Annotated in this window: 18 protein-coding genes; 11 read left to right on the top strand and 7 right to left on the bottom strand. The window is 66.8% G+C overall.

Translation table 11 applies throughout. The features are described from left to right. Both F3J17_RS35535 and F3J17_RS35530 read left to right on the top strand, forming a co-directional pair. Nucleotides 1-170 (top strand): oligopeptide/dipeptide ABC transporter ATP-binding protein (locus F3J17_RS35535; RefSeq protein ID WP_345891172.1); only part of this gene is annotated, 170 nt, incomplete at its 5' end. Between the two features lie 2 nt (nt 171-172). Continuing rightward, the gene (locus F3J17_RS35530; RefSeq protein ID WP_167070457.1) at nt 173-1390 is read left to right on the top strand and encodes a TraB/GumN family protein; all 1218 of its coding nucleotides are present in this window, start codon (nt 173-175) and stop codon (nt 1388-1390) included. Here the strand turns inward: F3J17_RS35530 and F3J17_RS35525 are convergent. Beyond that, nucleotides 1371-3395, bottom strand: a complete 2025-nt coding sequence (locus F3J17_RS35525) for a tetratricopeptide repeat protein (RefSeq protein ID WP_167070455.1) — start codon at nt 3393-3395, stop codon at nt 1371-1373. The genes F3J17_RS35530 and F3J17_RS35525 overlap by 20 nt on opposite strands. Nucleotides 3396-3644: 249 nt before the next feature. Here F3J17_RS35525 and F3J17_RS35520 point away from each other — a divergent pair, with 249 nt between their 5' ends. Next, nucleotides 3645-4466, top strand: a complete 822-nt coding sequence (locus tag F3J17_RS35520) for a glycosyltransferase (RefSeq protein ID WP_205195112.1) — start codon at nt 3645-3647, stop codon at nt 4464-4466. Here F3J17_RS35520 and pxpA read toward each other — a convergent pair. The 4 genes from pxpA to F3J17_RS35500 all read right to left on the bottom strand — a co-directional run bounded on the left by pxpA (nt 4463) and on the right by F3J17_RS35500 (nt 7925). Further along, entirely contained in the window at nt 4463-5218 is a 756-nt protein-coding gene (pxpA, locus tag F3J17_RS35515) for a 5-oxoprolinase subunit PxpA (protein ID WP_167070451.1), read from the bottom strand. The genes F3J17_RS35520 and pxpA overlap by 4 nt on opposite strands. A 130-nt stretch (nt 5219-5348) precedes the next feature. Beyond that, a complete protein-coding gene (locus tag F3J17_RS35510) occupies nt 5349-6404 on the bottom strand; it encodes a biotin-dependent carboxyltransferase family protein (RefSeq protein WP_167070449.1) in 1056 nt (351 codons plus the stop codon). Continuing rightward, the gene (pxpB, locus tag F3J17_RS35505) at nt 6401-7099 is read right to left on the bottom strand and encodes a 5-oxoprolinase subunit PxpB (protein ID WP_167070460.1); all 699 of its coding nucleotides are present in this window, start codon (nt 7097-7099) and stop codon (nt 6401-6403) included. The genes F3J17_RS35510 and pxpB overlap by 4 nt, the downstream gene beginning before the upstream one ends. Before the next feature lie 190 nt (nt 7100-7289). Beyond that, on the bottom strand, nt 7290-7925 hold the full coding sequence (locus F3J17_RS35500; RefSeq protein ID WP_167070458.1) for a 5-formyltetrahydrofolate cyclo-ligase: 636 nt from the start codon (nt 7923-7925) through the stop codon (nt 7290-7292). 8 nt (nt 7926-7933) lie between these two features. Here F3J17_RS35500 and F3J17_RS35495 point away from each other — a divergent pair, with 8 nt between their 5' ends. From F3J17_RS35495 to F3J17_RS35480, 4 genes are all read left to right on the top strand, one after another. Next, nucleotides 7934-9907 carry a lytic transglycosylase domain-containing protein gene (locus tag F3J17_RS35495; RefSeq protein ID WP_167070447.1) on the top strand — a complete coding sequence of 658 codons (1974 nt, stop codon included), beginning with the start codon at nt 7934-7936 and terminating at the stop codon, nt 9905-9907. Between the two features lie 113 nt (nt 9908-10020). Then, a complete protein-coding gene (locus F3J17_RS35490; RefSeq protein WP_167070445.1) occupies nt 10021-10977 on the top strand; it encodes a complex I NDUFA9 subunit family protein in 957 nt (318 codons plus the stop codon). Nucleotides 10978-11013: 36 nt separating this feature from the next. Then, a complete protein-coding gene (locus tag F3J17_RS35485; RefSeq protein WP_167070443.1) occupies nt 11014-11679 on the top strand; it encodes a glutathione S-transferase family protein in 666 nt (221 codons plus the stop codon). Continuing rightward, nucleotides 11676-12938, top strand: a complete 1263-nt coding sequence (locus tag F3J17_RS35480) for a multifunctional CCA addition/repair protein (RefSeq protein WP_167070441.1) — start codon at nt 11676-11678, stop codon at nt 12936-12938. Before F3J17_RS35485 ends, F3J17_RS35480 begins: the two co-directional genes overlap by 4 nt. A gap of 10 nt (nt 12939-12948) precedes the next feature. On the opposite strand, the gene F3J17_RS35475 is transcribed toward F3J17_RS35480, so the two are convergent. Both F3J17_RS35475 and F3J17_RS35470 read right to left on the bottom strand, forming a co-directional pair. Beyond that, on the bottom strand, nt 12949-13143 hold the full coding sequence (locus tag F3J17_RS35475) for a DUF2905 domain-containing protein (RefSeq protein ID WP_167070439.1): 195 nt from the start codon (nt 13141-13143) through the stop codon (nt 12949-12951). 19 nt (nt 13144-13162) lie between these two features. Next, nucleotides 13163-14377 (bottom strand): SAM-dependent methyltransferase, encoded by a 1215-nt coding sequence (locus F3J17_RS35470; RefSeq protein ID WP_167070437.1) that lies wholly within the window; start codon nt 14375-14377, stop codon nt 13163-13165. Nucleotides 14378-14390: 13 nt separating this feature from the next. On the opposite strand from F3J17_RS35470, the gene F3J17_RS35465 reads away from it, so the two are divergent. The 4 genes from F3J17_RS35465 to glmU all read left to right on the top strand — a co-directional run bounded on the left by F3J17_RS35465 (nt 14391) and on the right by glmU (nt 18481). After that, nucleotides 14391-15248, top strand: coding sequence for an SDR family oxidoreductase (locus tag F3J17_RS35465; RefSeq protein ID WP_167070435.1), 858 nt, complete (start codon nt 14391-14393; stop codon nt 15246-15248). A 271-nt stretch (nt 15249-15519) separates the two neighbouring features. Further along, nucleotides 15520-15915, top strand: coding sequence for a dihydroneopterin aldolase (locus F3J17_RS35460; RefSeq protein ID WP_167070432.1), 396 nt, complete (start codon nt 15520-15522; stop codon nt 15913-15915). 3 nt (nt 15916-15918) lie between these two features. Further along, entirely contained in the window at nt 15919-16911 is a 993-nt protein-coding gene (ttcA, locus tag F3J17_RS35455; protein WP_167070430.1) for a tRNA 2-thiocytidine(32) synthetase TtcA, read from the top strand. A gap of 208 nt (nt 16912-17119) precedes the next feature. Continuing rightward, the gene (gene glmU, locus F3J17_RS35450) at nt 17120-18481 is read left to right on the top strand and encodes a bifunctional UDP-N-acetylglucosamine diphosphorylase/glucosamine-1-phosphate N-acetyltransferase GlmU (RefSeq protein ID WP_167070428.1); all 1362 of its coding nucleotides are present in this window, start codon (nt 17120-17122) and stop codon (nt 18479-18481) included. Nucleotides 18482-18648 lie beyond the last annotated feature (167 nt).

Below are 18648 nucleotides of genomic sequence, written 5' to 3'. Positions count from 1 at the left end.
AGATCAAGCTCGAAGGTGAACTGCCTTCGCCGCTGAATCCGCCGTCGGGCTGCACGTTCCATCAGCGCTGCCCGTATGCGATCGAGCGATGCCGCCAGGAAGTGCCGCAACTTCGCGAAGTCGATGGCCGTCAGGTATCCTGCCATCGTGCTGAGGAGGTGGGGGAATAGGGATGCTTGAAGCGACGGCGGCGCGTCGTTTTGCGCGCCGCCAACGTAGAGGCGGCCGTCGTGCCGCTTTGAAAGTGCGTGCGTGGACCAGACGCTGGGGGCAAACGGCGCGCGCCGCGATGGGCGCGGCGCTCGCGCTCGCCGTGGCGCTTGGGCCTTCGCTCGACCGTCCGTTGCGGCTCGCCGGGGCGTCGGGAGCGTCCAACACGCATAGCTCGCGTGCGTTCATGCCCACCGCGTTCGGCGCGGGCGCGGCCGCCAAAACGCCCGGCGTGCATCCGCCGGTGCCCACTTCGGGCGGCAGTTTGCCCGGCTTCCACTCGCCGCCTGCCGTGCCCAGCTACGCCTCGGGCACGACCGCCGGCGGCCCGGTGCGCACGCAACCGGCGCGCATGCCGTTCTATGTCGCCACGCGCGGCACCACCACGATCTATCTGCTCGGCACGCTCCATGTGGGCGACCCGGTCGACTATCCGCCGAATCAGCCGTTTCGCCAGTCGATTCTGGCAGCGCTCAACGCCTCGCCCACGCTCGCGCTCGAACTCTCGCCCGACGATCTGCTGGTCTCGCAGGACGACGTTTCGAAATATGGCGTGTGTCGTCGCCCCTGCCTCGAACAGATGCTGCCCGAGCCGCTTTGGGCCAGGCTCGCGGCGCGCCTGCGCGGCAACCCCGAGGCACTGGCCGAAATCCGCAAGATGAAGCCGTGGCTGGCTTCGCTGCTGGTGGAAACCTACGACTCGCTGAGCGCCGGCCTGCAAACCGAGTACGGCACCGAGGCGCAACTGCAGAACGTTTATCTGCGCCTGAAGGGACGCCGCGTGGTAGGCCTGGAGCGACTGGGCGAGCAGATGCGCGCCTTCACGAATCTGAACCTGGCGCAGCAGCGCGAGATGCTGGCGCAGGATCTCGCGCAGACGCCCGCACAGAATCTCGCCGATGTGCAGACGCTGTTGCGTCTGTGGCGAGTGGGCGATGCCGATGCGATCGCCGCCTGGGAAACCGCGCGCACCGAAAAGCTTTCGCACGATCCGCGCGTGGCGGCTTCGGTGGACAACCGCATCGTCTATGAGCGCAACCGGCGTTTCGTCTCGCGCATGCAGCAGTACGCCGGGCCGAACAAACCGCTGTTCGTGGCGATCGGCGCGCTGCATCTGGGCGGGCGCAAGGGCGTGCTCCAGTTGCTGCGCCAGCGCGGGTTTACGGTCGATCCGGGTTGAGCGGGGCGGCTTGCGCGGGTATCTTGCGCTTGCGCGGGGGCTTCTGCGCTGTCTCCGCCGTCTCCGATCTTTCGGCCTTAACGACAGGCTTAACGGCAGACTTGCGCGGGCTCGCGCGCCTGGGTTGCCCTGACAGCGCTGCCGGCGCTTGCAGGGCATCGCGCAACGCCTCGATCGCCGTGCTCCACTCGCCCACTTCCTGCTGACGGAAGAGCCGCGCGGTGGGATACCACGGCGAATCCGTGCGGTTTTCGAGCCAGCGCCATTCACCGTTCGCCGGCACGAGCACCCAGACCGGCTTGCCGAGGGCGCCCGCCAGATGCGCAACCGAGGTATCCACGGCGATCACGAGATCGAGGTTCATGACGAGCGCGGCGGTGTCGCCGAAGTCGCGCAGATCGTCGCTGAAGTCGTGAATGACCGTCTGGGTGTCCAGCGCCGCGAGCTGGGCGCGCGCCGCGTCGCCTTTTTGCAGCGAAAACCAGCTGATTTCGTCGAGCGCGAAAAGCGGCGCGAAGGCCGCGAGCGGCACGGAGCGGTTGCGATTGTTGTAGAAGGTGGGACTGCCGCCCCAGACAAGGCCGATCTTGCGGCGCGCCGCGGTCTGGCCAGCGATTTTATCCACCGCGTTTTCCACCGCTTTGTCCACGGTGTTATCCACCCCGCTGTCCACTGCCTTGTCCACCGCCTTATCCACGGTTTTATCCACAGCGGCCTGCACGCGCCGTTTCCACGCCTCGATTTCGACATCGCGCGCGAACAGATACGGCACCGTGGCCGGAATCGTGTCGAGTTCGGTGCCGCATGCGGACGGCGCGCTCATCGCGTAGATCCAGTAGTCGTAATCGCCCGCAGGCTTGCCCGTCCATGCGCGATGCACGCCAGGCACTGATTGCGCGAGCAGCTGCAGCGGTTGCGTGATGCAGACATCGACGCTAGCGCCGCGCGCGGCGATCCCGGTGGCGTAACGCACGAACTGGATCTGGTCGCCGAACCCCTGTTCGTGTACCAGCAGCACGCGCTTGCCTTCGAGCGGCTCGCCGGTCCATTCGCGGATGCCTTCGATATCGAGCGGCGCGTAGTCGCAGGCGCGCCAGCGGCGGGCGTATTCGGCCCAGCCTTCGCGGTACTGGCCACGCTTGAGCTTGAGCCAGACGAGGTTCTGGCGCGCATCGGCGTGATCGGGATCGAGTTCGAGCGCGCGCTCGTAGTAAGGCGCTTCCTCGTCGTTGCGGCCCTGCGCGCCGAGCGACGCGCCCAGACACACGAGGTTCGCCGCGTTCGGCTCCAGCGCCACGGCCTCGCGATAGCAGCGCTCCGCTTCGCGGTAGTCGCCGCACTGGCCGAGCGCCGTGCCCAGATTCACCCATCCGGCGGCAAAGGCGGGCGCCAGTTCGACGGCGCGACGGTAATGCGCGATGGCGGCGGAGTCGTCGCCGAGCGCCTTGAGCGCATTGGCGAGGTTGAAGTGCAAGGCGGCTTCGTCGCCCGCCATGTCGAGCGCCTCGCGGTAGCACGCGACGGCTTCGTTCAGGCGGCCCAGCTTTGCCAGCACGCTGCCAAGGTTGATGCGCGCGCTGGTGGCGGCCGGGTCCAGCGCGAGCGCCGCGCGGCAATGGCGCGCCGCGCCTTCGAGGTCGCCCATGTCGCGCAGGGTGAGCGCGAGATTGTTGTGGGCGTCGGCGAAACCGGGATTCAGGCGCAGCGCTTCGCGCAGGTTGTGCGCGGCCTCGTGGGTCTGGCCGAGTGCGCGCGCGGCCAGTGCGCGGTTGCTCCAGCAGATGGCGTCGCCAGGCGCGTGCTGCAGGGCGCGATCCATCAGTTCGAGCGCGCCATGATGGTTGCCTTGCTGATGTAGCGCGACGCCAAGGTAATGCAGCGCGTCGACGTGCGCCGGGTCTTGCTCGATCAGCGCGCGGTAGACCGCTTGCGCCTCGTCGAGACGGCCCGCGCCATGCGCGGCCAGGGCCGCGGACAGCGGGCTTCCGGAAGAGAAGGTGGTCATGAAGATCGTACGGCCGACGGGCGCCGCACGCGTTGGGCAGGTTGCGCGGGCCGCTGACCGGATTGTTAGGGGAATCTAACAAGGTACGGATCGCGCTTCCGATCGAGGATCAGAAAAATCCGAAAGTGCCGGGGAAACTGACGCGGCGCTTTGAAGTGCTTTGCGCGCGCCCCGCTTTAGTTGAAATCCGATATCGGCGCGCACGCAGCGCTTCTACGATGCGGCTTCCCTTTGCTCTCTTGCCGCATCATGCCGCGCAACATTTTGAATTCACCGATCGTCAGGATCGACGCGCCTGTCGTCAGCGTCATCACGCCCACCTGGGAGCGCGAGGCCATGCTGCCGTTCGCTTATCGGTCATTCGCCCATCAGGACGTGGGCGAGCGCGAGTGGATCGTGATCGACGACAGCGCCACGCCGAGCGCCTTCATGGCGGGCCTGCGCGACCCGCGCGTGGTGTACCGGCACCTCACGCGACGCATGAGCATTGGCGAAAAACGCAATCTGGCGGCGGATCTGGCGCGCGCCGACGTCATCGCTCACTTCGACGACGACGAGTTCTACACGCCCGGCTACCTGCGCACGATGCTCGACCAGATGCGGGCGGCGCAGGGCGATATGGTCAAGCTCAGCGCGTTCTTCCTGTATAGCCGCGTGTACGGCAAGTTCGCGTGGTGGGACACGCTGCGCAAGAGCGGTCTGCACTTTCGATGGAGCGCGCAGCCCATGACGTCGCTCAGCTTTCCCACCGAGCACAAGGCTTTCACCGATAACCATCTCGGCTACGGCTTCAGCTATGTCTATACGAAGCGGCTGTGGGCGGCGGGGCCGTTCGAGCCGGCCTCGTTCAACGAGGACATGCCTTTCGCCCTGGCAGCGCTCGCACGCGGCGCGAACGTCAGCATGGTCGCCGACGATATCGGTCTGTGCGTGCACGTGCTTCATGCGTACAACACCTCGGCGAGCTTTCCGCAGTACATCCTGCCGGATGCGCTGGTGGCGCGGCATTTCCCGCGTCTCATCGAAGCGATGCGGGACATGCCGCCGATCGTCAGGCCCGATAAGGTTTAAGCGCCGACCGTGCCCGCCGCGCGCACGCCGATGCCCGCTTCGTCGAGCGCCGCGCGGATGCGACGCGCGAACGCCAGCGCGTGCGGGCCGTCGCCGTGCAGGCAGATGGTCTGGGCGTTGAGCGGCACCCACGCGCCGTCGACCGCCTGCACGCGCTGCTCGCGGATCATCGCGAGCGTGCGCGCCAGCACGGCGTCTTCGTCGTCGAGCAGCGCGCCCGGCTCGCTGCGCGGCACCAGCGAGCCGTCGGCGCGATAGCCGCGGTCGGCGAACACTTCCTCGATCGCCACCAGCCCGGCTTCGCGCGCGGCGGCCACGAGCCCGCTGCCCGCGAGCGCGAACACCGTCACCGAAGGATCGAAGTCGTGCACGGCGGAAACGATCGCATCGGCGATCTTCGCGTCGCGTGCGGCCTGGTTGTAGAGCGCGCCGTGCGGCTTGACGTGGGCGATGCGTCCGCCCTCGGCCTGGGCGATCGCCGACAACGCGCCCAGCTGATAGAGCACGCCCGCGTAGATTTCCTCGGCGGGCAGGTCCATTTCCTTGCGGCCGAAGTTTTCGGGATCGTTGAAGCTCGGGTGCGCGCCGATCGACACGCCCTTGCCGACGGCCCAGCGCACGCATTCGCGCATGGCGTTGGCGCCGCCCGCGTGCCAGCCGCAGGCGATATTGGCCGAACTGACGAGGTCGAGCAGCGCCTCGTCGGAGCCGCAGCCTTCGCCGAGATCGGCGTTCAGATCGATGGTGGTCATGATGGTTCTCTCCGTATTGCGTGGCGCCGGCCAGACCGCCTGGTCCTGGGCGGCTGGGGCGCTTGATGCGTGCGGTGCGGCGTGATTGCGCCGCTACCGTCGTAGTGGGTGCGGTTGGTGCGTAAGCGCCTTAACGCGCGCGTGCGCGCCGCTCGTCCTGCATGGCGATGGCCGTATCGATCTGGCGCAGATACGCCCGCTCTTCGAGCAGCGCGTGGCGAGCCACCGCCGGCGTCGTCTCGACGAAACGAACACCCGCCGCCAGGCGCACCTGCGCGAGCTTCCAGAGATCCGCGCGAATCACCGCGCCGATCTTCGGATAGCCGCCCGTGGTCTGCGCATCGCTCATCAGTACGATGGGCTGGCCGTTCGGCGGCACCTGGATCGTGCCGGGCAGCACGGCGTGCGAGAGCAGGTCGGCGCGCGCCGGGTCGGGTTCGCGCGCGAGCGCCGTGCCTTCGAGCCGGTAGCCCATGCGATTGCTGTTGGGCGTGACACGCCACTCGTCGGACCAGAATGCGCGCTGCGCGTCCGCCGTGAAGCTGTCGTATTCGGGGCCGCGCAACACGCGTACCGGCACGGCCCACAGCACGCCGTCCGGATGACGGCCACGCCGGTGATGCGGTTCGTCCACGTAGACGAAGCCGCATTGCGACGGCGCCTTCACGCCGAAGGCGGGTGCGCCCGGCGCGAGCGACACGCGTTCGCCACCCGGCGCGAACGAAGTGCCGATGGCGAGGCGATCGCCATCCTTGAGCGCGCGTCCCGCGAGGCCGCCAAAACTGGCGGCCAGATCGGTGCTGCGCGAGCCGAGCATCGGCAGGACGTCGATGCCGCCCGCCACGCACACATAGGCGCGCATGCCGCGCTTCGCGCCCGCAAGCACGAGTTCCTCGCCCGCCGCGACCGGCAGGCTCCACCACGACCAGACCGGCTTGCCGCCGAGCGTCGCGTTGAAATCGGTGCCGGTGATGGCGACGCGCGTGGCGCGCGCGAAACGCAGCGACACCGGGCCGAAGGTGATCTCCAGACCGGCGGCGTCGGGGCGGTTGCTGACCAGCCGGTTGCCCACTTCGAGCGCCAGCGTGTCGAGCGCGCCGCCGCTGGCGACGCCCAGATGCCGGTAACCGGGGCGGCCCAGATCCTGAACCGTGGTGAGCAGGCCTGCACGCAATACCTCGATCATGCGCGGGCCTCCTCGACGCTTTCGCCGATGTGCTCGATGACGAAGCGCACGCGGTCGCCCGGCATCAGCAGGGTGGGCGGATTGCGGGTGGGATCGAACAGCTTGAGCGCGGTGCGGCCGATCAGTTGCCAGCCGCCGGGCGACTGGGCGGGATAGATGCCCGTCTGCGCGCCGCCGATGCCGACCGATCCCGCCGGCACGGTCACGCGCGGCGCGGACCGACGCGGCGCGTGCAAGGCGGCGTCGAGTCCGCCCAGATAGGCGAATCCCGGCTGGAAGCCGAGGAAGAACACGGTGTAGACACCAGCGGCGTGGCGCGCGGCGACATCGGCGGGCGCGAGGCCCGTGTGGCGCGCGACGGCGGCCAGATCCGGCCCGGCTTCGCCGCCGTAGCGCACGGGGATCTCGACTTCGCGGCCTTCGACCGCGTTCTCGGCGGCCGCGTCACGGCCTTCGGCGTCTTGCCACGCCGCTTCGAGCGCGCGGCTGAGCGCGACGGCGTCGGCGGCGAGCGCATCGAAGGTGATCGTCAGGTTGTTCATGCCGGGCACGACTTCGCGCACGGCGTCCCAGCCGCGCGCAAGCGCGGCCACGGCCCAGATGCGGCGCTGCACGTCGAGCGTGGCCGGCGGCGGCGCTTCGCAGACGAGCGCCTCGTCGCCGAGCGGATAGATACGGGGAACAGGATTGCGCATGATGTTCGGAATCCGCTGCGAGACCTCGGTCGACGATGGATCGGCCCGGCACGCGGATGGGGTCAAGTTACTTTCTCGACGAATTATCGACAATTTCTACGTAAGCGTTTGCCCCAGGCGCAACGCTGCGCGGCCAGCGGGAAAAACGGCAGGGAAACAGGCGCGGGCGCGGGGCTTTCACGCCCGGCCATCAACGCGGCCGCAGCCGCCCTGCGAGATGCGCGCTGGAGTCGGTGACGATGGCGTCGAGCGGCAGATCGTGCGCCTCCGGTTCGAGCACGCCATCGTCGATACGGCAGGCTTCCCAGGCGACGCCCACCGTCAGCGGGGGCCCGCTCGCCGGCCACGCGGCGAGCGTGCGGTCGTAATAACCGCCGCCATAGCCCAGCCGATAGCCCGCGCGATCGAAGCCCACGCACGGCACCAGCAGCAGGTCGGGCAGGGTCGCGTCTTCGGCGTCCTGGGCGGCCGGTTCGGGGATGCCGTGATGGCCTTCGCGCATCGGCGCGCCCGGCGTCCAGAAATAGAACTGCAAGGGTGTGTGACGTTCGCGAATGACCGGCAACGCCGCGCGGCGCGATGCGTCGGCGGCGAGCCACCCGGCGATCCATTCGCGCGCATCGAACTCGCCCGGCAGGGGCCAGTAGAAACCGATCGCGCGCGGTGCAAGATGCGCGATGAGTGTATCGAGATTCGCCGTCAGCGCGACATTCGCAACCTTGTCGGAGAAGGCCGCCAGACGGGCCTCGCGAAGCCGTAAACGCCACGTCTTTTTGGCTTCGGCCAAAGGGTTGCGTGCTATGCTTGGGTTCACCTCGCGCTCCAGAAATAACGATGTCCAAACGCCTTGTCCGAGTATATCGCGTGGTCGGTCTCGCACTGACCGCCGCGGCACTCGTCGCGTGCAGCACGGCCGATGCCGTGCGTCCCGTCGCGCTGCCAGTGGGGGCGACGCTCACGCCCGACGACCAGACTTTCATCCAGCTTCGCGAAGCCGCGCGCAACAACGATGCGGGGCGCGCAGCACAACTCGCGGCGTCGATTCCGGATTACCCGGCGCCGTCGTATCTCGAATATTTCCAGATCAAGCCGCAGTTGTTCGACTCGCAGGGCCATGCACGCGTGGACGCGCCCGACGCGCCCGTGCTGTCGTTCCTGCAGCGCTATGACGGTCAGGCCATCGCCGACCGTCTGCGCAACGACTATCTGCTGGTGCTGGGCGCGCGTCACGACTGGGCGAACTTCGACCGTCAGTACACGCGCTTCGTACTCAACGACGACACGCAGGTGAAGTGCTACGCGCTGGAGTCGCGCGCGGCGCGTGGCGACAATGTGGCCGACGACGCCCGCGCGCTGCTCACCGAGCCGCGCTATTACGGCGACGGTTGCGTCGATCTCGTCACGGCGCTCGCCATCAAGAACCAGTTCACCAGCAACGACGTCTGGCAGCAGATCCGCCTCGCGTACGAGCAGAACCAGACTTCGACCGGCGCAAAGCTGCTCGACGCGCTCGCGCAACGCCCGGATCCCACCGCGTTCAGCCAGGCGGTCAGCACGCCGCCGCTCACGCTCGCACGCGGCGTTGGCGCGGACGACCAGTCGCATCAGCTCGCGCTGCTCGCGGTCACGGTGATGGCGCGCAACGACCCGGCCATGACGGCGTCCACCTTCGCGGCGGTCGCGCCCACGCTCACCTCGCCGGAACGCGCTATGGGCTGGGGCACGATCGGCTATCAGGCGGCCCAGAAGCGCATGCCTGGCGCGCTCGACTGGTATCGCCTCTCGGCCAATGTGCCGCTGTCGTATCCGGCTTACGAATGGCGCACGCGCGCCGCGTTGCTGGGCGGCGACTGGACCATGGTGCGCTGGTCGATCGAACAGATGCCGGCCGCGCTACGCGCGCAGCCCACGTGGGTCTACTGGCACGCACGCGCGCTCAAGCAGGCGGGCGAAACGGGCCAGGCGAGCCAGGAATTCGCGTCGATCTCGCAGGGCTATAACTTCTACGGCCAGCTCGCCACCGAAGAGCTCGGCCAGAAGATCACCATTCCGCCGAAAACCACGGTCAGCGACGCCGATATCGCCCAGGTTGCGCAGACGCCGGGCTTCGCGCTCGCACAGCGTTTCTATGCGCTCAATCTGCGTCTCGAAGGTAATCGCGAATGGAACTGGCCGCTGCGCGGCATGAGCGACCGTCAACTGCTCGCCACCGCCGAATACGCCAAACGCATCCAGCTGCTCGACCGCACCGTCAACACCGCCGATAAAACCGTCAGCGAGCATGACTTCTCGCTGCGCTATCTCGCGCCGTTCCGCGACGTGGTGGAGCGCGACGCGCAGACCAACGGTCTGGACGTCGAATGGGCCTATGGTCTGATCCGTCAGGAATCGCGCTTTATCCTCAACGCGAAGTCGGGCGTGGGTGCGAGCGGCCTGATGCAGATCATGCCGGCCACCGCGCAGATGGTGGCGAAGAAGATCGGTCTCGGTCCGCTGTCGCGCGATCAACTGAACGATCTCGACACCAACATCCTGCTGGGAACGAACTATTTGTCGATGATCTACAATCAGTTCGACGGCTCCGCCGTGCTCGCCACGGCCGGTTACAACGCCGGTCCGGGACGCCCGCGCGCGTGGCGCTCGACCCTGCAGGGCGGCGTCGAAGGAGCCATCTTCGCGGAAACCATTCCGTTCCAGGAAACCCGCGATTACGTGAAAAACGTGTTGTCGAACACGGTCTATTACGCGGCACTGTTCGAAGGCCGTCCGCAATCGCTCAAGGCGCGTCTCGGCTTTATCACGCCCTAAGCCGACCTGGCGCCGCGCGGCGCGCTCCGTGAAACTGACGGGGCGCGGCGCGCGAGCCTCCGGACTGTTCCTGTACTGAGCGCCGCGCCGCCCAGCTCACGAGGAGGTCGGAGATGCGACATCAAGCCATCGCGGTCATTGGCGGTTCGGGATTCATCGGCAGCCACCTCGTCAATGCGCTCGTCGAGGCCGGCAAGGATGTCCGCGTCGCCACCCGGCGGCGCGCCTCGGCCAGCCACCTCACCCTTCTCCCCATCGATGTGCTCGAAACCGACGTGACCGATCCGGTCGCGCTCGCCAGTTTCGTGGAAGGCTGCGACGCCGTCATCAACCTGATCGGCACGCTGCATGGCGGCCACGGCGACCCGTATGGCGCGGGCTTCGCCAAACTGCACGTCGAACTCCCGACGAAGATCGTTGCCGCCTGCGAAGGCAAGGGCGTGCATCGTCTGATTCATCTGAGTTCGCTGGGCGCCGACCCGCGCGGGCCGAGCATGTATCTGCGCTCGAAAGGCGATGGCGAAAAGGCCGTGCACGCGGCCACGGCGCTGGCCACCACGATCCTGCGGCCGTCCGTCGTGTTCGGCCCGGAGGACAACTTTCTCAACCGTTTCGCGGTGCTGCAGAAGCTCTTTCCGATGATCCCGCTGGGCATGCCGGACGCGAAATTCCAGCCGGTGTACGTGGGCGATGTGTCGAAGGCGATCGTCAATGTGCTCGATCTCGACGCCGCGAGCGGGCACACTTACGAACTCGGCGGCCCGAGCGTCTATACGCTTGAGCAACTGGTGCAGTATTGCGGCGAGGTGGTCGGACGGCAGGCGCGCATCGTGCGGCTGCCCAATGCGTTGGCGCGGCTTCAGGCGTTCTCGTTCGAACTGGCGCCGGGCGAGCCCGTGCTCACGCGCGACAATCTCGACTCGATGAAAGTCGATAGCGTGATGAGCGGGCCGCTTGCGCCGGAACTCGGCATCGAACCGGCGAGCATCGAAACCATCGCGCCGCTCTATCTCGCCGACGCCTCGTTGCGTTCGCGTCTGAATATTTTCCGCGCGAGCGCGGGCCGCTAGACCTCACTCAACTCATAACCGTCCAACGCTCACATCATGAAGCTCGTCATTGGAGACAAGAACTATTCGTCGTGGTCGATGCGCCCCTGGCTGCTGCTCACGCACTTCGGCATTGCGTTCGAGGAAGTGCTGATCGAGCTGGACCAGCCCGACACCAAGGACGCGATCCTGTCGTTTTCGGCATCGGGCAAAGTGCCGTGTCTCGTGAGCGACGATGGCGCGGCCGTGTGGGATTCGCTGGCGATTGCCGAAACGCTGGCCGAGCGCTTCCCGCAGCACGCCATGTGGCCGCGCGACGCCAATGCACGTGCCCAGGCGCGTAGCGTGAGCGCCGAAATGCACTCGGGCTTTGCCGAGCTGCGCACGCGCATGCCGATGGCGATCCGCACCTCGAAGCCGGGCGCGGGCGCCACGCCTGGCGCGCTCGCCGATGTCGCGCGCATCGACGCGCTCTGGAACGCCTGCCTCGACGTGAGCGGCGGTCCGTTCCTGTTCGGCGAGTTCAGCATTGCCGACGCGATGTTCGCGCCGGTGGTGATGCGCTTTAACAGCTACGCGCCGCCGCTTTCGCCGAAAGCCGCTGCCTACGCTGAGCGCGTGACGGCGCTGCCCGCAGTGGCCGCGTGGATCGAGGCCGCGCACCAGGAAACGCATCGCATTGGTCACGACGAACTCGACGATTCCCAAGACGGCGCCGCATGAAGATCTACGTCGTAGGCGGCGCGATCCGCGATGAAATGCTTGGGCTGCCCGTGCGCGACCGCGATTATGTGGTCGTGGGCGCGACGCCCGAGCAGATGGCGGCGCAGGGTTATCGTCCGGTGGGCAAGGACTTTCCGGTGTTTCTGCATCCCGAAACCCAGGAGGAGTACGCGCTCGCGCGCACCGAACGCAAGACCGCCGCGGGCTATCACGGCTTCCAGTTCTTCTACGCGCCCGACGTGACGCTCGAAGAGGACCTTGCGCGGCGCGATCTCACCATCAACGCGATGGCGCGCGAAGTGCAGCCCGGCGGCGTGCTGACCGGCCCGGTGGTCGATCCGTTCGGCGGCGCGCGTGACTTGCAGGCGCGCGTGTTCCGCCATGTGAGCGACGCGTTCCTTGAAGATCCGGTGCGCATCCTGCGCGTAGCGCGCTTCGCCGCACGCTTTGCCGATTTCACCATCGCGCCCGAAACCCTGGCGCTGATGCGCGCGATGGTCGAATCGGGCGAAGCCGATGCGCTGGTGCCCGAACGCGTCTGGCAGGAAGTCTCGCGCGGGCTGATGGAAGCAAAGCCGTCGCGCATGTTCGAGGTGCTGCGCGAATGCGGCGCGCTCGCGCGCGTGATGCCTGAAGTCGATAGCCTCTTTGGCGTGCCGCAGCGCGCGGACTATCACCCGGAAGTCGATACCGGCATCCACGTGATGATGGTGATCGACCATGCCGCGGCGCAAAACTACACGCTGCCGGTGCGCTTCGCCGCGCTCACGCACGATCTGGGCAAGGCAACCACGCCCGAAGACGTGCTGCCGCGCCACATCGGTCACGAAGGGCGCAGCGTCGATCTGCTCAAGCCGCTGTGCGACCGTCTGCGCGTGCCGAACGAATGCCGCGATCTCGCGCTGCTGGTCGCGCGCGAGCATGGCAACGTGCATCGCGTGATGGACATGGGTGCGGCCGCGCTGGTGCGCATGCTCGAACGCAGCGACGCGCTGCGCAAGCCCGCACGTTTCGCCGAAGCCTTGCAGGCTTGCGAATGCGATTTACGCGGACGTCTGAACTGGGAAAACGCGCCTTATCCGCAAGCGGAGCGTTTGCGCGTGGCGCTGGTGGCCGCGCGCGCGGTCGATGCGGGCGCGATCGCACGCACGGTGACCGAGGCCAGCGCCGATAAAAACGTCGCGGAGAAGATCAAGGACGCGGTGCACCAGGCGCGCGTAGCATCGGTGGAAACAGCGCTGGCTGCTTCGGAAGACTGACTTTTGCGCGTCAGAGCACGCGCACCAGCAACGACAGCGCCATCGACAGCACCAGCGTCGACATGAACGGCAGCGGATACTCGCGGCCAAAGAGGCGCAGCGTCACGTCTCCAGGCAGCCGGCCGATGCCGAGCTTGCGCAGCCACGGCTGCGCGCCCGACAGAATCGCTACGGCGATGAAGGTGGTGATGAACCAGCGGATCATGATCGGGCCTGGAGCACGCTCATAGCGTATGACTGCGGTCGCCGCGCGCAAACGCGGCGATGGTCGAATCGATGCCGCGCGAGAACGCGATCACCTTGAACAGCTCGCCCATTTCGGCTTCCGAAACGAGCTTCTGCACCGCGTTCGCCGCCGGCATGAAGCGCGCGACGTCGCTCACATCGATCTCGCTGAGCACTTCGGTGATGCCCGCGTTCATCAGGAAGCGCGCCTGCGAGGTATAGCCGAGCAGATCCGCGCCGGTTTCGACGCCCGCTTCGGCAATGCCCGTGAATTCGACGTGCGCGGTGATGTCCTGCAAGCCTGGGTAGAGAAACGGATCGTCGTGGGCGCGGTGGCGGTAATGGCACATCAGCGTGCCCTGCACGCGCTGCGGATGGTAGTACTCGCCGTGCGGAAAACCGTAGTCGATAAAGAACGCCGCGCCGCGGGTGAGCATCGCGCAGACGGTGCGCGTGAAGGCGAGGGCGGCTTCGTGCGTTTCGGCGATGTAATCGTCGCTGCCTTCGATGGCGGCGAGCACGCTGCCCGGCACGTTCTGCGCCCAGTCGGCGTCGACTCCGCTCATGGCGGGGCGGTTGGAAAACACGAATGCGCCTGCGTCGTTCACGGCCACGCCGCGCTCGTGCCATACGGCGTCCTTGCGCGCGAACAGGCGCACCGGCATCGCGTCGAGCACCTCGTTGCCGATCACCACGCCCTCGAAGCTCGTCGGCAACGCGTCGAGCCACTGCACGCGTTCGAGCAGATGCGGCGCGCGCTGCGCGATGGTCTCGCGCTGGCGTTCGCGCAATTCGCCCGACAGATCGACGATGGCATACGAATCGAACGGCACGCCCAGCGCTTCGAGCGCGAGCATCACGCCCGCCGCCAGTCGCCCCGTGCCCGCGCCGAACTCCATCAGCGCGCGCGTGCCGCTGGCCGCGAGCGCTTCGCCCACGGCGCGCGCAAGCGTGGCGGCAAACAGCGGCGACATCTCGGGTGCGGTGACGAAGTCGCTGCCGTCGTCGGCGAGCAGGCCGAATTTGCGCGAGCCGCCGCTGTAATAGCCTAGGCCCGGCGCGTAGAGCGCGCGCTCCATATAGCGGTCGAACGGCAGCCAGCCGCCCGCTGCGGCGATCTCCGCGCGCAGGGTTGCGGCGAGCGCCTCGGACTGCGCGAGCGCGATCGGCTCGGGAACAGGTAAACTAGCGGGTTCGTGAGCTTTCGGATTCATCCCGGCATTGTAAATGAGCGCATCTTCCGGCATCGGCGCAGCGGATCGCGAGATCGGCATCTCCAACGCACCCGCGGGTAAATCGGCATCCGACCCCGCACGCGTTGTCCTGGTGACGGGCGGCGCGCGCCGGATCGGCCGGGCCTTGTCGGTGGGTTTTGCGGCTCGCGGCTGGGACGTGGCGGTGCACTACGGCGAATCGGCGGATGAAGCCGAGGAAGTCGTCGCTGAAATCCGCGCCATGGGCCGCCGGGCGATCGCGCTGCACGCCGATCTGGCCAGTGAGGCGCAAGTCGCGCGACTGGTGCCGGATTGCGTGGCGGCGCTGGGCCTGCCCGCGTGCGTGCTCAACAACGCCTCGCGCTTCGAGGAAGACACGGCGCGCGACGTCGGCTACGAACGTTTGCAGCATCTGATGGCGATCAACGTGGGCGCGCCGCTCGTGCTGGCGCGCACGCTCTGGGCCGCGACGCCCGAGGCCGCCGTGGACGATGAGACGCTGCGCACCTGCGTCATCAACGTGCTGGATCAGAAGCTGTACAACATGAATCCGGATTACCTGTCGTACACGCTCACCAAGGCCGCGTTGCAGAACGCGACCGTGGCGCTGGCCCAGGCGCTTGCGCCGAAGCTGCGTGTGGTGGGCCTCGCGCCGGGCCTCACGCTGCAGTCGGGCGACCAGTCGCAGGACGGCTTTGCCGCCGCGCATAAGGTGACGCCGCTTGGGCGCGCGTCGCGGCCGGGCGATCTGGTCGAAGCCGCGCTGTATCTGGCGCAGGCTGCGGGCGTGACCGGCACGACGCTGGTGGTGGATGGCGGCCAGCATCTGGTGCCGCTGCCGCGCGATGTGATGTTTTTGACGGGCGGCTGAGCCGCTCTTTGCGGAATGACGTGGTGCACAGATGATTGCACCACGAAACGCAACTAAATGAACTTACCGCTGCCCCTACCCAGGCGCACGCTTCGCGTGCGGCGTGGCCGGCAGGGGTGGGAGCGCCGGCCCACACCCGCGCAATGAAATGTCAGCGGGGCGCGCAACCTGACCGCCCACGCGTATTTGCAAGATCAACCGTATGACCCGTCGGGCGCCCGCGCCCGCGAGACGTGCAGTGCAACGCACGCTTTTATCGACTGGAACGAACATGTCCGCCGTACTCCTGCATCCCCGGCTCGCCGACTGCCGCCGCCTTTTCCTGCGCAACTACGAAGTGCACATCAACATCGGCGTGCATGACTTCGAAAAACGCGGTGAACAGCGCGTCGTGATCAACGTCGATCTTTACGTGCCGCTCGCCTCGACCACGCCGCGCGAAGACAAGCTGCGCGAAGTCGTCGATTACGACTACATGCGCGCGACCGTCGCGGCGCGCATCGGCCAGGGCCATATCCATCTGCAGGAAACGCTGGTGGACGATCTCGCCAACGCGCTGCTTCAGCACGAGCAAGTGCGCGCGGTGCGCGTCTCGACCGAAAAACCCGATGTCTATCCGGACTGCGAAGCCGTGGGCGTCGAAGTGTTCCGCATCAAGGAGGACTGAGCCATGAACGCACCCGAAACGCTGCCCGTGGATCACGATGTGGATCAGAGCGCGGCCGAAGCGCCCGAGGAAGGCACCCGCCAGGCGCTCACGAAGCGCGAGCAGAAGGAAGCCTACGAGAACAACAAGCTGTTCAAGCGCATCGTGCGTCAGGTCGGTCAGGCGATCGGCGACTACAACATGATCGAGGACGGCGACAAGGTGATGGTGTGTCTGTCCGGCGGCAAGGACAGCTACGCGATGCTCGACATCCTGATGCGTCTGCGCGAACGCGCGCCGATCAATTTCGAGATCGTCGCCGTGAACCTCGACCAGAAGCAGCCGGGCTTCCCGGAGCACATTCTGCCGGCGTATCTGGACAAGATCGGCGTGCCGTATCACATCGAAAACCAGGACACGTACAGCATCGTCAAGCGCCTCGTGCCCGAGGGCAAGACCACGTGTTCGCTGTGCTCGCGTCTGCGTCGCGGCATCCTGTACCGCGTGGCGGGCGAGCTGGGCGCGACCAAGATCGCGCTCGGCCACCATCGCGACGACATCGTGCAAACGCTGCTGCTGAACATGTTCTACGGCGGCAAGCTCAAGGGCATGCCGCCCAAGCTGCAGTCGGACGACGGCAAGAACATCGTGATCCGACCGCTGGCCTACGTGAAGGAAGTCGATCTGGAAAAGTACGCCGAGCTGCGCGAATTCCCGATCATTCCGTGCAACCTGTGCGGCAGCCAGCCGAACCTCAAGCGCGCGGAAATGAAGGCGCTGATCCGCGAATGGGACAAGCGCTTCCCGGGCCGCGTCGAGAACATGTTCAATTCGCTGACCAAGGTCGTGCCGTCGCATCTGATGGACGCGAACCTGTTCGACTTCAAGGGGCTGCGCACGACGGGCGAAGCCGATCCGAACGGCGATATCGCCTTCGACGAAGATCCGTGCTCGACCGAAACGTCCGCGCCCGCTGAAGGCGCGACGATCCAGTTCCGTCCGTTCGACGAGATCTGATCGAAGTCTGTTTTAAGTGCATCCGACCCTGCACAGCGGGTTGGAAAAAAGGCGGCTACCGGCGACCTGGCGGGCCGCCTTTTTCACGCCTGAAAGAAGTGTGTAAAAGAGTGTTCTATTCGGCTGTCCGCGCCTTCTGGCGGGGCGTTTTGGGGATAGCCCACATGCTAGAATCGATCGCTTCATTCTCTCTCAAGTCACCGATGCAATGAACATCGTGATCCTCGCGGCAGGCATGGGCAAACGCATGCACTCCGCGCTGCCGAAAGTGCTTCACCCCCTGGCGGGTCAGCCGCTTCTCTCGCACGTCATCGACACTGCCCGCAGTCTCTCGCCGTCGCGCCTCGTGGTCGTGATCGGTCATGGCGGCGACGCTGTGCGCGCGGCCGTCGGTGCGCCCGATGTGCAGTTCGCCGTGCAGGAACAGCAGCTCGGCACCGGCCATGCGCTCGCGCAGGCGCTGCCGCTGCTCGACCCGTCCGTGCCCACGCTGGTGCTTTATGGCGATGTGCCGCTCACGCGCGCGTCCACGCTCAAGCGCCTGACCGACGCCGCCGGCGCAAACGCCTACGGCATCCTCACGGTGACGCTCGATAACCCCACGGGTTACGGCCGCATCGTGCGCGGCGCGACCGGCTCGGTGATCCGCATCGTCGAACAGAAAGACGCCAGCGACGACGAACGCCTGATCGACGAGATCAACACCGGCATCGTCGTGACGCCCACGGCGCCGCTCGAAGGCTGGCTCAAGGCGCTCGGCAACGACAACGCGCAAGGCGAGTACTACCTCACCGATGTGGTCGAATCGGCGATTGCCTCGGGGCACGCCGTCGTCACGGCGCAGCCGGACGCGGAGTGGGAAACGCTCGGCGTGAACAGCAAGCAGCAGCTCGCGGAACTCGAACGCGTCTATCAGCGCAACGCGGCGGATTCGCTGCTGGTTGCGGGCGTGACGCTCGCCGATCCGGCGCGCTTCGACCTGCGCGGCGCGATCAGCTGCGGGCGCGATGTGTTCATCGACGTGAACTGCGTGTTCGAAGGCAACGTGACGCTCGGCGACAACGTGCGCATCGGCCCGAACTGCGTGATCCGCGATGCGGTGATCGGCGCGGGCACGCGCGTGGACGCCTACACGCATATCGAAAGCGCGAAGGTGGGCGCGAACGCGGTGCTGGGACCGTATGCGCGTCTGCGCCCGGGCGCACAGCTCGCGGACGAAGTCCACGTGGGCAATTTCGTCGAGGTGAAGAACGCCAACATCGGCGTGGGCTCGAAGGCGAATCACCTGAGCTACGTGGGCGACGCCGACGTGGGCGCGGGCGTGAACATCGGCGCGGGCACCATCACCTGTAATTACGACGGCGCGAACAAGCATCGCACCGTGATCGAGGATCAGGTGTTCGTCGGCTCGGACACTCAGCTGGTTGCGCCTGTGCGCGTGGGCCGCGGCGTGACCATCGCGGCGGGCACGACGGTCTGGAAGGACGTCGCCGAAGGCATGCTCGTCCTCAACGACAAGACCCAGATCGAAAAAACCGGCTACGTTCGGCCGGTGAAAAAGAAGAGCTGAACGGCAGGACATTCCGGGCGGCGCGGGCAAACATCCCGCTGGCCGCCCCGCCTCTCATTGCAAAGGATCGAACTCCATGTGCGGCATCGTCGGCGCAGTAGCGCAACGTAATATCGTTCCCGTTCTTATCGAAGGGCTGCGGCGGCTCGAATACCGCGGCTACGACT

This window comes from Burkholderia sp. Ax-1719 (assembly GCF_011753055.1).
Classification (GTDB): domain Bacteria; phylum Pseudomonadota; class Gammaproteobacteria; order Burkholderiales; family Burkholderiaceae; genus Paraburkholderia.
This window is presented reverse-complemented; position numbering and strand designations above follow the sequence as displayed.

What these genes read in the sequence shown, in the direction of transcription:
- pxpA (WP_167070451.1), bottom strand. Translation starts at nt 5,218, where the DNA reads ATGACCACCATCGATCTGAACGCCGATCTCGGCGAAGGCTGCGGCTCC.
- F3J17_RS35495 (WP_167070447.1), top strand. Translation starts at nt 7,934, where the DNA reads ATGTCCAAACGCCTTGTCCGAGTATATCGCGTGGTCGGTCTCGCACTG.
- F3J17_RS35480 (WP_167070441.1), top strand. Translation starts at nt 11,676, where the DNA reads ATGAAGATCTACGTCGTAGGCGGCGCGATCCGCGATGAAATGCTTGGG.
- F3J17_RS35485 (WP_167070443.1), top strand. Translation starts at nt 11,014, where the DNA reads ATGAAGCTCGTCATTGGAGACAAGAACTATTCGTCGTGGTCGATGCGC.
- F3J17_RS35465 (WP_167070435.1), top strand. Translation starts at nt 14,391, where the DNA reads ATGAGCGCATCTTCCGGCATCGGCGCAGCGGATCGCGAGATCGGCATC.
- F3J17_RS35470 (WP_167070437.1), bottom strand. Translation starts at nt 14,377, where the DNA reads ATGAATCCGAAAGCTCACGAACCCGCTAGTTTACCTGTTCCCGAGCCG.
- F3J17_RS35520 (WP_205195112.1), top strand. Translation starts at nt 3,645, where the DNA reads ATGCCGCGCAACATTTTGAATTCACCGATCGTCAGGATCGACGCGCCT.
- glmU (WP_167070428.1), top strand. Translation starts at nt 17,120, where the DNA reads ATGAACATCGTGATCCTCGCGGCAGGCATGGGCAAACGCATGCACTCC.
- F3J17_RS35490 (WP_167070445.1), top strand. Translation starts at nt 10,021, where the DNA reads ATGCGACATCAAGCCATCGCGGTCATTGGCGGTTCGGGATTCATCGGC.
- pxpB (WP_167070460.1), bottom strand. Translation starts at nt 7,099, where the DNA reads ATGCGCAATCCTGTTCCCCGTATCTATCCGCTCGGCGACGAGGCGCTC.
- F3J17_RS35460 (WP_167070432.1), top strand. Translation starts at nt 15,520, where the DNA reads ATGTCCGCCGTACTCCTGCATCCCCGGCTCGCCGACTGCCGCCGCCTT.
- F3J17_RS35475 (WP_167070439.1), bottom strand. Translation starts at nt 13,143, where the DNA reads ATGATCCGCTGGTTCATCACCACCTTCATCGCCGTAGCGATTCTGTCG.
- F3J17_RS35510 (WP_167070449.1), bottom strand. Translation starts at nt 6,404, where the DNA reads ATGATCGAGGTATTGCGTGCAGGCCTGCTCACCACGGTTCAGGATCTG.
- ttcA (WP_167070430.1), top strand. Translation starts at nt 15,919, where the DNA reads ATGAACGCACCCGAAACGCTGCCCGTGGATCACGATGTGGATCAGAGC.
- F3J17_RS35530 (WP_167070457.1), top strand. Translation starts at nt 173, where the DNA reads ATGCTTGAAGCGACGGCGGCGCGTCGTTTTGCGCGCCGCCAACGTAGA.
- F3J17_RS35525 (WP_167070455.1), bottom strand. Translation starts at nt 3,395, where the DNA reads ATGACCACCTTCTCTTCCGGAAGCCCGCTGTCCGCGGCCCTGGCCGCG.